12 protein-coding genes are annotated in these 16,235 nt (G+C 59.3%); 6 read left to right on the top strand and 6 right to left on the bottom strand.

The annotated features are described in order from the left end of the window. Positions 1-21 precede the first annotated feature (21 nt). The 3 genes from ACOYXE_RS06640 to gcvA all read right to left on the bottom strand — a co-directional run bounded on the left by ACOYXE_RS06640 (position 22) and on the right by gcvA (position 2,619). A complete protein-coding gene (locus tag ACOYXE_RS06640; protein WP_460928298.1) occupies positions 22-783 on the bottom strand; it encodes an SDR family oxidoreductase in 762 nt (253 codons plus the stop codon). A 29-nt stretch (positions 784-812) separates the two neighbouring features. Beyond that, complete coding sequence (locus ACOYXE_RS06635) at positions 813-1,640, bottom strand: EamA family transporter (RefSeq protein ID WP_460928296.1); 828 nt, start codon at positions 1,638-1,640, stop codon at positions 813-815. Positions 1,641-1,707: 67 nt separating this feature from the next. Then, complete coding sequence (gcvA, locus tag ACOYXE_RS06630) at positions 1,708-2,619, bottom strand: transcriptional regulator GcvA (RefSeq protein ID WP_460929785.1); 912 nt, start codon at positions 2,617-2,619, stop codon at positions 1,708-1,710. Between the two features lie 227 nt (positions 2,620-2,846). Here gcvA and ACOYXE_RS06625 point away from each other — a divergent pair, with 227 nt between their 5' ends. The 5 genes from ACOYXE_RS06625 (at position 2,847) to ACOYXE_RS06605 (ending at position 11,483) form a co-directional block, all read left to right on the top strand. After that, positions 2,847-3,362 (top strand): hypothetical protein, encoded by a 516-nt coding sequence (locus ACOYXE_RS06625; protein ID WP_460928294.1) that lies wholly within the window; start codon positions 2,847-2,849, stop codon positions 3,360-3,362. A gap of 242 nt (positions 3,363-3,604) precedes the next feature. Then, complete coding sequence (locus ACOYXE_RS06620; protein ID WP_460928292.1) at positions 3,605-5,344, top strand: dipeptidase; 1,740 nt, start codon at positions 3,605-3,607, stop codon at positions 5,342-5,344. Between the two features lie 272 nt (positions 5,345-5,616). Then, positions 5,617-6,870, top strand: coding sequence for a multidrug efflux RND transporter periplasmic adaptor subunit MexE (gene mexE / locus ACOYXE_RS06615; protein WP_077573018.1), 1,254 nt, complete (start codon positions 5,617-5,619; stop codon positions 6,868-6,870). 15 nt (positions 6,871-6,885) lie between these two features. Continuing rightward, on the top strand, positions 6,886-10,065 hold the full coding sequence (locus ACOYXE_RS06610) for an efflux RND transporter permease subunit (protein ID WP_160058041.1): 3,180 nt from the start codon (positions 6,886-6,888) through the stop codon (positions 10,063-10,065). After that, positions 10,062-11,483 (top strand): efflux transporter outer membrane subunit, encoded by a 1,422-nt coding sequence (locus ACOYXE_RS06605; protein ID WP_123449714.1) that lies wholly within the window; start codon positions 10,062-10,064, stop codon positions 11,481-11,483. Before ACOYXE_RS06610 ends, ACOYXE_RS06605 begins: the two co-directional genes overlap by 4 nt. 195 nt (positions 11,484-11,678) lie before the next feature. Here the strand turns inward: ACOYXE_RS06605 and ACOYXE_RS06600 are convergent, their stop codons facing one another. The 3 genes from ACOYXE_RS06600 to ACOYXE_RS06590 are packed head-to-tail and all read right to left on the bottom strand — an operon-like array spanning position 11,679 to position 14,953. After that, on the bottom strand, positions 11,679-12,623 hold the full coding sequence (locus tag ACOYXE_RS06600; RefSeq protein WP_460928290.1) for an HlyD family efflux transporter periplasmic adaptor subunit: 945 nt from the start codon (positions 12,621-12,623) through the stop codon (positions 11,679-11,681). A gap of 4 nt (positions 12,624-12,627) precedes the next feature. After that, the gene (locus ACOYXE_RS06595; protein ID WP_007914938.1) at positions 12,628-12,828 is read right to left on the bottom strand and encodes a DUF1656 domain-containing protein; all 201 of its coding nucleotides are present in this window, start codon (positions 12,826-12,828) and stop codon (positions 12,628-12,630) included. Next, on the bottom strand, positions 12,818-14,953 hold the full coding sequence (locus ACOYXE_RS06590; RefSeq protein WP_460928287.1) for an FUSC family protein: 2,136 nt from the start codon (positions 14,951-14,953) through the stop codon (positions 12,818-12,820). Before ACOYXE_RS06590 ends, ACOYXE_RS06595 begins: the two co-directional genes overlap by 11 nt. Before the next feature lie 171 nt (positions 14,954-15,124). On the opposite strand from ACOYXE_RS06590, the gene ACOYXE_RS06585 reads away from it, so the two are divergent. After that, complete coding sequence (locus ACOYXE_RS06585; RefSeq protein WP_160058045.1) at positions 15,125-16,180, top strand: tetratricopeptide repeat protein; 1,056 nt, start codon at positions 15,125-15,127, stop codon at positions 16,178-16,180. The last annotated feature ends 55 nt before the right edge of the window (positions 16,181-16,235 follow it).

Here is a 16,235-nt window from a genome sequence, read left to right as displayed (position 1 = left end):
TCGATGATCCCTGCCGCCGACTCATTTACCTCCCGTTACATCGAGGAATGTACCGGTAACGAATGATGCCTCCGCGCTCGCCAACCATAGAATTGCGCGTGCCACTTCCTCAGGCTGTCCGCCCCGCCCCATCGGGATCGAGTCCTTGACACGATCGACCCGCCCCGGCTCACCGCCACTGGCATGCATTTCGGTATAGATATGTCCGGGGCGAATACAGTTGACGCGTATACCTTCCCGTGCGACCTCCTTCGCAAAGCCAATGGTGAACGTCTCCAACGCGCCCTTTGACGCCGCATAGTCGACGTACTCGTTGGGGCTGCCAAGGCGCGCCGAGGCCGATGAGACATTGATCACCACACCGCCCGGGCCGTTGTGGCGGTAAGACATGCGCTTCACCGCCTGTTGGGCACAGAGAATTGGGCCAATGGCGTTGACCGCAAAGATGCGCTGCATCCGCTCGAAGCCGAGGTCCTCCAGGCGTGACTGCGGCGCCAGCATCCCGGCGTTATTGACCAGGACGTCGATGCGTCCGAACGAGTGGTCGATCGCCGCGAACAAATCGACCACCTGTTGCGGATCCGCACTGTCCGCGCGCACCGCCAACGCCCGCTGCCCCAATGCTTCCACATCCGCAGCCACAGCCAGCGCTGCGGGTTCGTTGGCAACGTAGCTGATCGCCACGTCATAACCTCTTGCGGCGGCCAGCCGGGCAGTTGCTGCCCCTACTCCACGACTTCCGCCCGTAATCAGAATCAGCGGTGCCTGCGATACGTTGACCATGAAACTTAACTCCTGAGCCGTTGGCTGTATCAGCCGATGATGAGAGTGCCGCTGGCGATCACTACGCATGCCAGTATCCGGCGCGCGGTGAGCTTCTCGCCGAGAAACACATAGCCGATCAACGCCGCAAACAGCACGCTGGTTTCGCGCAATGCGGATACCGCGCCCAGGGGCGCTTCGTTCATGGCGTAGATGACCATTGCATAGGCGAGCAAAGAGACCAGCCCGCCGACCAGCGCGGTCACTGTTCCGGGCCGGACGGAGAACAAGCTGCGGGTATCGCGCAGGCCGATATAGACCATTGGCATCAGTACGCCCCACAGGGCACACATCCACACCGTGTAGGCTAGCGGCGCGCCCGAGAGCCTGGCGCCGATGCCGTCAACCACGCTGTAGGCCGCGATAAAGCCGCCCGTTCCCAGCGCATAAGGCAGGCTGGGAACCGACAGACTGCGCCCTCTGAAAGCCAGCGACATAATCCCGCCTGACACCAGCGCAATACCGAGTAACACGTCAGGCGTGATGCTTTCTCCGGCAAACACGGCGGCCCCCAGAGTGATCAACACCGGCGATGATCCACGCGAAATCGGATAGATCTGCCCCAGGTCGCCGACCCGGTAACTGCGCACCAGAAACAGGTTGTAGCCGACATGCAGCAACCCTGAAAGCACCGCGTAGCCCCAGCTCTCAATCGCGGGGGGCACCATGAACGCTGCGGCGACGACACTGGTGATGGCGATGGCAATGCACATCACTGTCATCGACCACAGCCGATCGGCGCCGCTACGCAGCAGCGCATTCCAGCTGGCATGCAGGAGCGCGGCGAAAAGCACGAGGAAGATGATATGAATAGGCATGCGCCACTTTAGGCAATGCGGCAACGGGACTAAAGCGAAGCTTCCTCATCACAGCATGAACGTATACTCATGACTCACCCATCCGGTCGTTGGACTTCAGCGCCTCACTGACCAACCATTGGCGAAAGCTGGCGATATGCGGTTGCGCTTCGATGCCCTTGGGGCAGACGAAGTAGTACGCCAGCGGTGAAGGGAATGGCACATCAAACAACCGCACCAAACGGCCATCGCTGATTTCGTTCTCGACATGCCCGCTGCGCACCAATGCAACGCCCTGGCCGAGCAAGGCGGCCTCGACCGTCATGTTGGTATCGCCAAATCTGACACACTCCTTTAGCGGCAAATAGGCCAGCCCGACGGCTTGAAACCACACCTCCCATTTTGGCACCAATTCAGCACCATCGCGCGTGAGTAGCGGGAAATGCAACAGTTCTGCGGGGCTCAGCGGCGTACCGACGCGTCGCAACAGTTCGGGGCTGGCCACCGGAAATACCTGCTCCCCAAACAGGAACTCAGAATGCAGACCGGGGTAATCGCCCTTGCCCAGCCTGATCGCAACATCAGCCTGGCCGTGAGAGAAGTGGATGATTTTATCCGTGGTGTCCAGCGAGACCAGCAGCTCGGGGTGCTGACGAGCGAGACGCGGCAAGCGCGGCAGCAACCATTTGAGCGCGAAGGAATAGGTGGTGCTGACGCCGAGTCGAACTCTGCCTTTTTGCTCGCGCAAGTCCCCCAAAGTCGCCTCCAGGCTGATGAAAAACTCGCGTACGATGGGCGCCAGCGCAGCCCCCGCTGCCGTGAGACGTAACGCCTTGCCACGTTCAAACAACTGCACTCCCCAAAGGGCCTCAAGATGCTTGAGCTGATGACTGACCGCGCTTTGAGTTACATGCAGCTCTTGTGCGGCCGACGTAAAGGTCAAGTGCCGGGTGGCAGCTTCAAATGCGCGCAAGGTCGCGGTAGGCGGCAGGTCTCTCATTAGGACAGCATCCAGTGAGTTATCAGAAAAGTGCTTACATGAACGCCAGCTCATGATAGAACCAAACTCACTCGAAACGTCACTTCGAATATCGAGGCAGATCCGACCATCAACAAGACCATTGATAAGCACCATGCTTCTGCTGACTGGATGTTTATAGAACCCGTGCAAGGGACGAAGTCCACCTGCGATCTGATTTTTGACTCAATCAACGGTATTTTCGGCCAATGAACAGCTTCCGCGCGGTCATATACCTGGGCGTTCTACTCTGCACCGGCTGCGTAAAAACGGCCAGCATTCCGCCCGCCGACCTCACGCTATCATCGTTTGAGCTCGGCCCCGCCAATCTGTTCACGGCACACTTCAACTCCACTGTGGATTTGCAGAACGCATTCAATGATTACGAAAACTCCAACCAACTCAGCCCTACCCTGATCTGCTCTCTCAATCGCGACATGGAGTTCTCATCCGAGCATTCAATCGCGGTAAAAGCCGAAGGGCGAGTGAACGCAAGCGGTCAAGCCAGGCCCAATTACAAGTTTTCCTCCGACCTGATCTTCTACTACACCAATCCGGATGGTACGCAACGCGACTTGAATGACTACGACGCCATCAAACCGTTGCTGACGTCGCAAGCTTCAATCCCGTGCAAAGTTCGCATAACCGCCTATGGGTATGAGGCCTATTACACGAATACGTTATTCATCCCCTCCAGGATCATGATTGAACATATCTTCAGATAGCCGCGCTTTGCTGAACCTGGCGCAAGGATTTGGAGAAGCGCTGGTCGTCAGGTGAGCCCCCATAAAAAAGCCCGGAAACCTTCCCCGAGCTTTTTCATTTCTGCGCCTCTTTTGCATTTTTGTGCGACAGATCCCCTTTCAGGACTCCCGCAAGGCTCTGGCACGGTGTTAGTTTGTAAGTGTATATGTCTCAACCTTGAGACACGCCTAACTCACTGCCCTGCAAAGGAATGCCCTTCGTAATGAATGTCCCTTTCAAAAAACTGGCTGCCACCACCTTGATGCTGGCCGGTCTTGCCGTGTTCACGGCGCCCGCACAAGCCAATATCACTCCGCAGCAGAGCGCTGAAATCCTCAATACTTATAGCGCAGACAAAGCCACTGATTTCCGCCAATTCCTCGGTAATCTGGGGAAAAGCGATCTGGCGAAAACCGCCGACATCGACCCGGCCATTGGTGCTTACCTCGACAACAAGGCATTGAGCGCCGAGCAGCAGAACGAAATCTATCGTCTGCTGGGTCTCTACACGCGAGCGAAATACAGCGCCGCCGCTACCGAAACCCTGCGCGAACTGGTCGAGATCCCGACCTTTCGCAAGGATGGCGTCGAACAGCACGACAACCCGGAATTCACCAAGATCGCGGCGAAGATTCAGAGCCTTGCCGAGTCGTTCAATCTGAAATTCCGCAACATCGACAACCGCGTGTACGAGATCTCTCTCGACGGCAGCGGCGATGAAGTGGTTGGCATTCATGCGCATGCCGACGTGGTGCCGGTGACGCCGGAAAACTGGGTGCTCAAGGATGGCACCCGCCTCGACCCGTTCAAGATCACCTTGATCGGCGATCGCATGTATGGTCGCGGCACCGAGGATGACAAGAACGGCATCGTGGTTACGCTCTATGCCATGAAAGTCATCAAGGAAGAAAAACTGCCGCTGGTGCGCAACTTCAAGTTGCTGGTCGACACCACCGAAGAAACCACGGGCGACGCGATCCCTTACTACTTCGAACGCAATCCGACACCGAACTACAACCTCGCGCTGGATGGTGGCTACCCGGTGGTGATTGCCGAGAAAGGCTACGGCACCGTCATGGCCAACTTTGCCAAGCGCAAAGGCGAAGGCAAAGGTACCGAAATCGTCTCGATGACCGGTGGCCTGGCGACCAACCAGATTCCATCGGCGTCGGTCGCCACCCTGATCACCGACAAACCTGCTGAACTGGCTGCCAGTCTGCAAAAGGCCGGTGATGAGTTTGCCAAGCGCAATGGCGGCGATTTCCAGGTCAGCGCCAAGGTCGACGGCAAAGACGTCAAACTGACCGTGACTGGCGTATCTGCGCACTCCTCCGAGCCAGAATCCGGGGTCAACCCGGTCGCGCGGATGCTGGTCTTTATCAATAGCCTTGATGGCAAAGTCGCGTTCAAGCACAACCACATCACCGATGCCGCGCGTTATGCCGCCGACAACTGGGGGCTGGATTACCTGGGCAACAAGCTGAATGTCGGTTTCTCCGATGCCTTCATGGGGCCGCTGACAACGTCGCTGACCTACGTCGGCATGGATGACAAAGCCTTCAAACTCGCGGTCAACCTGCGCGTGCCGAAGGGCAAGTCGCCGGAGAAGCTCAAGGCTGAAATCGCCGATAAACTGGCGGCGTGGGACAAGAAAAGCCACGTAGCCGTAACCTTCGATTATTCGATCGCCGAGCCGATGTACCGTAATCCTGAGGGTGAGTGGGTCAAGGCGCTGCTGGCGGTATCGACTGAAAACCTCGGCATGAAACACGAGTTCGGCACCTCCGCCGGCGCTACCTCGGTGCATGAACTGCCGAATGGCGTGCAATTCGGTCTGGCCATGCCGAACGTGAAATACACCGGTCACACTGACGGCGAATTCAAGACTGTGGAGCAATTCCAGCTGGATCTGCAGATCGTGACTGAAATGATCGGACGCATCGGCCAGTTGCCGAAACTCTGACCGCATTGTCGAACCCGCCGCCATGGCGGGTTCGGCATTTTTAATCCCCGCATAATCCCCGCCGCGCAGCCTCGCTCCTGACTTTTACACGTCGGGCAACACTGAATTGTCCTGAGAGAGATTGATAGCCACCTAACGAAAGGTGCATGCTAGAGGGCTCGTTCGGGTCTTATATCATTCCGAATGATAGTTACCTTTGCTTCATTCGATTCGTGCCATCACACCCCGCCGAGCATCATCCGCCCATCTTCAATACATTGGCGGATGCATCCATGGAACAGTCACTCAAACATTTGCGCTTCCCGTTGGCCATGTTGGCCGTACTGGTGATGAGCGCCTGCGGCAAGACTCCCGAGACTGCCGCCACCATGCCTGCTGCGAAAGTCAGCGTTGCCAAGGTGCTGGAACAACCGGTCAACGAGTGGGACGAATTCACCGGGCGCCTCGAGGCGCCGGAAACCGTTGAAATCCGTCCACGGGTCTCCGGCCAGATCGACGACGTCGCTTTCACTGAAGGCGCACTCGTCAAGAAAGGCGACCTGCTGTTCCAGATCGACCCGCGTCCGTTCCAGGCTGAGGTGCGCCGCCTCGAAGCCTTGGTCGCCCAGTCCCGCGCCAACGCCACCCGCAGTGAAAACGAAGCCGGTCGTGGCGAACGTCTGCGTGCCAGCAACGCCATTTCCGCCGAACTGGCCGACTCGCGCACCAGCGCCGCTCAAGAAGCCCGCGCTGCCGTCGGTGCCCTGCAAGCGCAACTGGACCTGGCCAAACTGAACCTCAGCTTCACCCGCGTCACCGCACCGATCAGCGGCCGCGTCAGCCGTGCCGAAATCACCGCCGGCAACCTGGTGACCGCCGACACTACGCCGCTGACCAGCGTAGTTTCCACCGACCGCGTTTATGCCTACTTCGACGCCGATGAGCGTGTATTCCTCAAATACACCCAACTCGCTCGTAACGGTCAGCGCGGTGCCACCACTCCGGTGTACATGGGCCTGTCCAACGAAGACGGCAACCCACACCTCGGCCAGATGAACTTCGTCGACAACCAGGTCAACCCGAAAACCGGCACCATCCGTGGTCGCGCGGTGTTCGACAACAGCGACGGCACCTACACCCCGGGCCTCTACGCACGCTTGAAGCTGGTTGGCAGCGGCACCTACAACGCCATGTTGATCAACGACGAAGCGGTCGGTACCGACCTCGGCAAGAAGTTCGTACTGGTCATGGATGCGGACAACAAAACCGCGTACCGCGCCGTCGAACTGGGTCCGAAAATCGAAGGCCTGCGCATCGTCCGTAATGGCCTGAACAAGGACGACACGATCATCGTCAAGGGTCTGCAACGGGTTCGTCCTGGCTCACCGGTCACGCCTGAAGTGGTGCCAATGGCCAGCGAACAGACCATCGCGGCACTCGCTCAACAACGTCAAGCGCTGGAAGCCAGCAACCTGCCCAAAGTCGCCCCTGCCAAAGGTGCGTCCGGTTCGGTTGTGAAGCTGGCTGCTACGACCCCACGCGGTTAAGGGACGACAACTCCGATGAATTTTTCCCAATTCTTCATTTCACGGCCGATCTTCGCAGCAGTGCTCTCGCTGTTGATCCTGATCGCCGGTGCGATCTCGCTGTTCCAGCTGCCGATCAGCGAATACCCGGAAGTCGTGCCACCGACCGTGGTGGTACGTGCCAACTTCCCGGGCGCCAACCCTAAAGTCATCGGTGAAACCGTGGCGGCTCCGCTGGAGCAAGCCATCACCGGCGTCGAGAACATGCTGTACATGTCCTCGCAATCGACCGCCGACGGCAAGATCACCCTGACCATCACCTTCGCCCTGGGCACTGACCTGGACAACGCGCAAGTGCAGGTGCAAAACCGGGTAACCCGTACCGAGCCGAAACTTCCCGAGGAAGTGACGCGCATCGGTATCACCGTCGACAAGGCTTCGCCCGATCTGACCATGGTTGTGCACTTGACCTCGCCGGACAAGCGCTACGACATGCTCTACCTGTCCAACTACGCGATCCTCAACATCAAGGATGAGCTCGCTCGTCTGAACGGTGTCGGTGATGTGCAGTTGTTTGGTATGGGCGATTACTCGCTGCGGGTCTGGCTCGATCCGAACAAGACCGCTTCGCGCAATCTGACCGCGACCGATGTGGTCACTGCTATTCGTGAGCAGAACCGTCAGGTCGCGGCCGGTCAATTGGGCGCGCCCCCTGCCCCGAATGCCCAAAGCTTCCAGCTGTCGGTCAACACTCAGGGCCGACTGGTCAGCGAGGAAGAGTTCGAGAACATCATCATTCGCGCAGGCGACAATGGTGAAATCACTCGCCTCAAAGACATCGCTCGCGTTGAACTCGGTTCCAGCCAATACGCCCTGCGCTCGTTGCTGGACAACCAACCAGCCGTAGCCATCCCGATCTTTCAGCGTCCAGGCTCCAATGCCATCGACATCTCGAACGAAGTTCGCGGAAAGATGGACGAGCTGAAGAAAGGCTTCCCGCAAGGCATGGATTACAGCATCGTCTATGACCCGACAATCTTCGTGCGCGGTTCGATTGAAGCGGTGGTTCACACCCTCTTCGAAGCACTGATCCTCGTGGTACTGGTGGTGATCCTGTTCCTGCAAACCTGGCGCGCCTCGATCATTCCGTTGGTGGCGGTGCCGGTATCGTTGATCGGTACGTTTGCGGTGATGCACCTGTTCGGCTTCTCGCTGAACGCGCTCTCGCTATTCGGTCTGGTACTGGCCATCGGTATCGTGGTGGACGACGCCATCGTGGTGGTGGAAAACGTCGAGCGCAATATCGAGCTCGGATTGAATCCGGTCGAAGCCACCAAGCGGGCCATGCGTGAAGTGACCGGTCCGATCGTTGCCACGGCTCTGGTGCTGTGTGCGGTGTTCATTCCGGCGGCGTTCATCTCCGGCCTCACCGGGCAGTTCTACAAACAGTTTGCACTGACCATCGCGATCTCAACCGTGATCTCGGCGTTCAACTCGCTGACCTTGTCGCCAGCATTGGCCGCGGTATTGCTGAAGAGCCACGACGCGCCGAAAGACCGCTTCTCCAAAGTGCTCGACAAGATCTTCGGTGGCTGGCTGTTCCGTCCGTTCAACCGCTTCTTCGATCGTGCCAGCCATGGTTACGTCGGCACCGTGCGCCGGGTTATCCGGAGCAGCGGCATCGCCCTGCTGTTGTACGCAGGCCTGATGGTGCTGACCTTCTTCGGTTTCTCCAGCACGCCGACCGGCTTCGTACCGGGCCAGGACAAGCAATACCTGGTGGCCTTCGCGCAACTGCCGGACGCTTCGAGCCTGGATCGCACCGAAGAAGTCATCAAGCGCATGTCCGACATGGCGCTGAAACAGCCAGGCGTGGAAAGCGCCGTAGCGTTCCCGGGCCTGTCGATCAACGGCTTCACCAACAGTCCGAACGCCGGCATCGTCTTCGTGACCCTGAAACCGTTCGACGAACGTAAAGACCCGAGCATGTCCGCCGGTGCAATTGCCGGGGCCTTGAACGGCCAGTACGCGAACATTCAAGAGGCGTACATGGCGATCTTCCCGCCACCGCCGGTACAAGGTCTGGGCACCATTGGTGGTTTCCGTCTGCAAATCGAAGACCGGGGCAACCTGGGCTACGACGAGCTGTACAAAGAAACCATGAACATCATCAACAAGAGCCACAGCGTTCCGGAACTGGCGGGCCTGTTCACCAGCTACACAGTGAACGTGCCTCAGGTCGATGCCGCCATCGACCGTGAAAAAGCCAAGACCCACGGCGTGGCCGTCAGCGACATCTTCGACACCCTGCAGATCTACCTGGGGTCGCTGTATGCCAACGACTTCAACCGCTTCGGGCGCACCTATCAGGTCAACGTTCAGGCCGAACAACAGTTCCGCCTCGAATCCGACCAGATCGGCCAGCTGAAAGTACGTAACAACAAAGGCGAAATGATCCCGCTGGCGACCTTCATCAAGGTCAGCGACACCTCGGGCCCGGATCGCGTGATGCACTACAACGGCTTCATCACCGCAGAAATCAACGGTGCGGCTGCCCCGGGCTACAGCTCCGGCCAGGCGGAAAAAGCCATCGAGAAACTGCTGAAGGATGAACTGCCGAACGGCATGACCTACGAGTGGACCGACCTGACCTACCAGCAGATTCTGTCCGGCAACACCGCGCTGTTCGTATTCCCGCTCTGCGTATTGCTGGCGTTCCTGGTACTGGCCGCTCAATACGAAAGCTGGAGCCTGCCACTGGCGGTGATCCTGATCGTACCGATGACCCTGCTGTCGGCCATCACCGGTGTGATCATCTCGGGCGGTGACAACAACATCTTCACCCAGATCGGTCTGATCGTACTGGTGGGACTTGCCTGTAAGAACGCGATTCTGATCGTCGAGTTCGCCAAGGACAAACAGGAAGAAGGCCTCGACCCGCTCGCTGCGGTACTCGAAGCTTGCCGTCTGCGTCTGCGGCCGATCCTGATGACCTCCTTCGCGTTCATCATGGGTGTGGTGCCACTGGTGTTCTCCAGCGGTGCCGGTGCCGAGATGCGTCACGCCATGGGTGTGGCGGTGTTCTCCGGGATGCTCGGGGTGACCTTCTTCGGTCTGTTGCTGACCCCAGTGTTCTACGTACTGATCCGTAACTTTGTTGAACGCGGCGAAGCCCGCAAAGCGGCCAAAGCTCTGAAACTGGAGGCGCAACAATGAGTCTGAAAGTCTTCCTGCCGAGTCTGCTGGTGCTGGCTCTCAGCGCCTGCGCTGTCGGCCCCGACTACAAGACCCCAGCCACGGAGGCGGCCAATATCACGGCCGCCACCGACGGCGCCGCCGGGCAAAAGAACTTCGACCGTTCTAAATTCGAAGGCATCTGGTGGCAGCAATTCGACGATCCGACCCTCAACCAGTTGGTGACCCAATCGCTGCAAGGCAACCGTGAACTGCGCGTGGCGTTCGCGCGCTGGAAAGCCGCCCGGGCGATCCGCGACGACGCCAGCAACGATGCGATGCCGACCATCACCAGCCGCGCCAGCAGTGATCTGGCCAAGGGGCAAATCCCCGGCCAAACCACCAACCGGGTCAATAGCGAACGCTATGACCTCGGTCTGGACATGGCCTGGGAGCTAGACCTGTTCGGGCGCATCCAGCGCAATCTGGAAGCCAGCGACGCCGACCAGCAGGCAGCCGAAGCCGATCTGTACCAACTGCAAGTCACCATGATTGCCGAACTGGTCGACGCTTACGGTCAACTGCGCGGTGCACAACTGCGCGAAAAGATTGCCGTGGCCAACCTGAACAACCAGCAGGAGTCGCGCAAGATCACCATCAGCCTGCGTGACGCCGGCGTGGGCGATCAGCTCGACGTCGAACGTGCCGATGCACGTCTGGCTTCGGTCGAAGCCAGCGTGCCGCAATTGCAGGCAGAACAGGTTCGGCAGAAAAACCGTATTGCTACCCTCTTGGGCGAGCGTCCGGACAAGCTGACTGTCGATCTGAGTCCAAAAGACCTGCCAGCGATTGCCAAAGCCTTGCCGATCGGTGACCCGGGCGAACTGCTGCAGCGTCGTCCGGACATTCTCAGCGCCGAACGCCAACTGGCCTCGGCCACGGCACGTATCGGCGTGGCGAAAGCCGATCTGTTCCCACGGGTCAGCCTTAGCGGCTTCCTCGGCTGGACGGCCGGGCGTGGCTCGCAGATCGGTTCCTCGGCGGCCAACGCCTGGGCACTGGGCCCAAGCATTACTTGGGCGGCGTTCGACCTTGGCAGCGTGCGCGCCCGTTTGCGTGGCGCCGATGCTGATGCCGAAGGTGCACTGGCGACTTACGAGCAACAAGTGCTGCTGGCCCTGGAAGAGTCGGAAAACGCCTTCAGCGATTACGGCAAGCGTCAGCAACGCCTGATCTCGCTGATTCGTCAGAGCGAATCGAGCCGCAAGGCTGCCGACCTGGCTGAAATTCGCTATCGCGAAGGCACGACAGACTTCCTCGTGCTGCTCGACGCGCAGCGCGAACGGTTGAACGCCGAAGACAGTCAGGCCCAGGCTGAAGTCGACCTGTATCGCGGCATTGTCGCGATCTACAAGGCCCTTGGCGGCGGCTGGCAACCGGAGACTGTTGCCAGCAAGTAATCGATTGTTAAAGAGCTCCTTTGGTTGGCCGCAACCAACCAAATTTTTTGCCCCGCGTATCATTCGGTCGCGGGGTTTTTTTATGCCTCGAAAATCACACCCTCTTCTGTAGGAGCTGCCGCAGGCTGCGATCTTTTGACTTTGCTTTAAAAGAGCAGATCAAAAGATCGCAGCCTGCGGCAGCTCCTACAGGGATCAGTTTTCCAGCACGGTGACGGTCGCTGTGGTGCCAGCACGCAGGCGGTTCTTGCCGGCATAGTCGCCATCAATGTCGATCCGCACCGGTACCCGCTGTGCCAGTTTTACCCACGTGTAACTCGGGTTGATGTTGGCCAGTAACCGGCTGCCCGGCGCGTTCTCCCGGTCGGCGATGGCGAAGGCGATGCTTTGCACCCTGCCGCCGAAGGTCTCTCCGCTCATCAATTGCACCCGCACCCGATCGCCCTCTGTAATTCGCGGCAGTTTGGTTTCTTCGAAATAACCACTGATGTAGAACGAATCACTGTCGACCAGTGCCAATAAAGCGCCGCCGCTCACCGCGTAGTCACCTTCACGGGTCAGCAGGTTGGTGACATAACCGCTCGCCGGGGACTCGACGCGGGTGCGCTGCAAGTCCAGTTCGGCCTGGGTCAGCGCGGCAATCGCCAACTGCACGTTCGCCTCGGCCAGACCGAGATTGGCCTGATTGCGTAGAAGATCCGCTTGGGCCACCGCGACATCGGTACTGGATTTTTCCCACTCTTCTCCGGAAATCGCAAAACCCTGCTTGAGCGTACGCCGCCGGCGTTCTTCGCTTTGCCGCTGCTTGAGCAAGGCCTCACTGGCTACAATTGCCGCTTGCGACTGACCCAGCGTTGCCTTCGACACTTCCACCGAACGCCGCGAGTGTTCCACCGCGAGGCGGTAGCGCGCCGGGTCGATCTCCATCAACAATTGCCCCTTGTCGACATGCTGATTGTCCTGCACGGCCAGACTGACAATGCGCCCCGAGACATCCGCCGACAGCGTCACCACATCGGCTCTGACCCGGGCATCGCGAGTCCACGGCGCGCGGGTGTAATGCTCCCAGGCAAACCAGCCGAGCACGATCGCCAACAGCACCACTGCCAACGTGATCAATCGCGTGAATAACACTTTCAAGGCATCAGGCTCCCATCAGCAAAATCAGCGTGGCACAGACGCAGGCATACAAAGCGCCTTCGAACAGCGCCTCATGCCAGACCAGACGCAGTACGCCAAGTCGCCGCAAACCCCAGTCCAGCAACATGAAAATCGGTATGGCCAACAGTAACGCCTGGGCAATGGGCGGCAGGTAGACGCCGCCAATTTCGAAATCAATGGGCAAGGGCTGCTTCTCCTTCCGGAACAGAGTGCTGGATAGCGTCACCGTGGCGTTGCAGAAATGACACGACGATCAATAGGGCCACACGCATACGAAACAGCGACCAGACATGCTCATGACTGGCGACGTGCAGTTCATCCAGTTCATCGCCCAGTGTGTGCAGCGTGGTCAGCAGTGGCGCCAATTGCACATCCTGTCGCCCGGCGACATAGCGCCCGGTCTTGCGCACGGCCGATGCCAGACGCTGAGTAAAGACATCTGTCAGCAGCGCATTGTTGTGCGCTTGCTGCCGCAACTGGTGCATGGCCACACCCAGTGCCACGCACGCCAGGCTGATTTCATAGAGTTGCTGCATGGCCCGGTTGTTCACCGCTGGCAGCAGGCCGAGCATGCTGGTCAGGCGATCGACCATGCGGCTTTCAAAGGCAAACTGTTGTTCATCGGTCGCCGGGGTTTTGCTCAGTGCATACACCTGCTCGCGCGCTTCGTTATACAAACGGCGAAGGCGCCACGCCGGGCGAAACGGGAAAATCCACGCGTAAACGATCAGGGCAAGCATGGCCGCACTGACATAGGCGCCGGCAAATTCGAACCATTGAATCGCCGTGTTCTGTCCGGTACCGACATTCTGCGGGCCGAGCATCAGAAAACTCGACAACCCCAACCCCATACCGATACCCGCCGTCGCCGGACTGGCCAGACCGATTGCGATCACATACAGCAGCGGTGCCAGCAACAACGCCAACAGCTCGAAATCACTGATCGCCGGCACCAGCATGAATTGATAGAACGCCGAGACCACCAGCGCCAGCCCCAAGCCTCGCGCATAACTCTGCGCGGCTATCAGTGGACGCGGGAAAGTAGCCATCAGCGAGCAGAGGATTCCCACCAGAATCATTCCGCCTCGCGCACCGTCCCACGCGGTTTCGATCCAGATCAACCCGGCCACCAGCAACGCAGTGAAGGCGCGGATCGCATTCATCGACGCCAAAGTGAAGTCCAGATGCAGAGGGCTGACCTGGCCACGATAGAGACAACTGGCCTCGCGCCCTTCCTGAATGGCATCACTCAACTCGAGAATCTGCTCGAGTTGCTGCAACAGCCGCGCCTGCTCCCAGCGCAACGCCCAGGCCAGCGAGCGCAAGGTGGCGCTCATGTCTTCGGTCAACTGCTCGGCTTGATACGCCAACGCCTCGAACTGTTGCTGCAGCTTGATGAATTGCTGGCGTGTGGGCTCGGGCAGCGATCGCCCCTGCTCCGCCAACTGATCGAGAAGCGCCAGTTCGTCCGCACGCAGTCGCTGGATGTCCAGCGGCAGATCACCCTCCCAGCGCTCGGTGAGCAGTTCGCGCTGATGGCGTAGCGCGGTCAATCGCGAGGTCAACAACATCAGCTGGTTGCCCAACAGCAGTACCAGATGGTTGGCGCTGCGCAACCGTGGCGCATCGAAATACAAGTGCCGGCGCAGGCCTTCGAGGACACTGATCTCACCGAGCAATTGCATTTGCCGGCGCTGGAAATCGGCCTCGCTTTCTTCCGTGCGAAGCACCGCCGCAGCGTGACTGGCGGCCAGTTTGATGACCTGATCGACCTTGGCGAAATACCCCTTGGCCACCGCTTGCGGGCGTGCCGTCAACAGGCTGACCACACACACGCAGGCCACGGCCAGCAAGGTTTCGGTAACGCGGGTGACGGCCAATAAAAAGGTGCCGTCCTGATCCGGAATCGCCAGCAACGCCACCACCACGGCGGTGTAACCACTGAGCACAAAGGCTTGCGAACTGGTGTAGCGCAGCAACGTACCGCCCGCCGTGCACAGCGCCAGCCACAGGGCCAGAGTGGTAATGAATGGCAGCGGTGCCTGTGGAAAGATGGCCATGATCAATACCGCCACCGCCGCCCCGAGGGTCGTGCCGATCACCTGACCGAAGCTGCGTGCCAGCGCCATCCCGGCCAACGGCTGGCTGACAATGACCACTGCCATGATCGACCACTTCGGCTGATCGAGATCGAACAAGAACGCCAGGTACAGCGTCAGCAAGCCCGCCGCAATGGTTCGCAGGGCAAACAGCAGTGCAGCCTGACCGGGGTGGATCACGGCTCGGAAATAATTGAACAGGGCTTGCATGGGCACACTCATCGAAACGACTTCTGCAAGCGTAGACACTGCATCGAAAGCCTGACGGGTAACTGAGTCGACGCAGCTTGTAGGGCGATTCGCATGCACAGGGTTTGACTCGTGGCCCGCGCTGACCGAAGCTTGCCGCTCTGCTCAAGAACGCCTGTTTCGGAAACCTGCATGCCTCAGTCTCGCCGCTACCTGCTTATCAGCCTGGGCCTTGTGCTTATCGTCGTCGTAGCCTGGTTGTCGGTGCGCAGCACCGTCCCGGTCATACCCGATGCAATCAAGCACGGTTATAGCGAAGCGCTCGATGCTGCCCGTAAGGGTCAACCGGGCGCAGCGCGTCAGTTGTATCAGCAACTGGGCCGCCCGGACATATCGGTGAAACGTCGCGTGTGGCTGCACGGTGAGCTGGCCAATTACCCCAGCCCGCAAGCGTTGAAACTGGCCGACACCGACCTGCAGAACGAAGCCCCCGCCGTGCGGCTGGCGGCAATCAAAAGCGTGGTGGGACTGGTGCCGGGCGGGCAACGCAGCCTGTTGCTCGGGCCGATGCTCGAAGATGAAGATCAAACCGTGCGCTTTGCCGCGATCAACGCCCTCCTCGGTTTGACCCCCGATGAACTGGGCCTTTACTTCGCGCCACTACAACAAGCGATCGACGGCTGGGAACAAACGCTCAAGGCGCTGCCGGAAAGCGCTGCCAACTATGCGCAACTGGCCCGGCTGCATATCCACAACGCAGAACTCAAAGAGGCGCAGGTCGCGCTCGACAATACGCTGCGCCTGGAGCCCGGCAATCTGCAGGCGCTGGTGATGCAGATCGATGTCCTCGACCGCCAGGGCCAAACCGACGCCGCTCGGCAACTGCTGGTCAAACAGCTCAAAGCGCAACCTGATTCTGCCTACCTGCAACATGCCTTGGGTCTTTGGCTGTTGCACCACGATCAGCGCGAATACGCTCTGCTCGGTTTGTCCAAAGCCGTTGAGCTGGAACCCGATAACAAGGATTACCGCTACGACCTCGCGACCACCCTGCACAGCGCCGAAGAACTGGAAGCGGCGCAAAACCAGTTGCAGGAAATCGTTCAGCGTCACCCCGCTGACCGCAAGGCGCGGGTTTTGCTGATCAATTACTGGAAAGAAAGCGGGCAATTGCAGAACGTGCAGATTCTGTTGGCGCAGCTGGAACAGCTCAACCCGGATGATCCGGCCTTGCAGCAGGGTCTCTGAGCCACTTTCGACAGCTCGATCGACACATCTCGCAAGGAATTTCGGAACTGCCATC

Source organism: Pseudomonas sp. MC6, from assembly GCF_054790575.1.
Note: the sequence above shows the minus strand (reverse complement) of the source record. Positions and strands in the feature narration are given on the sequence as shown.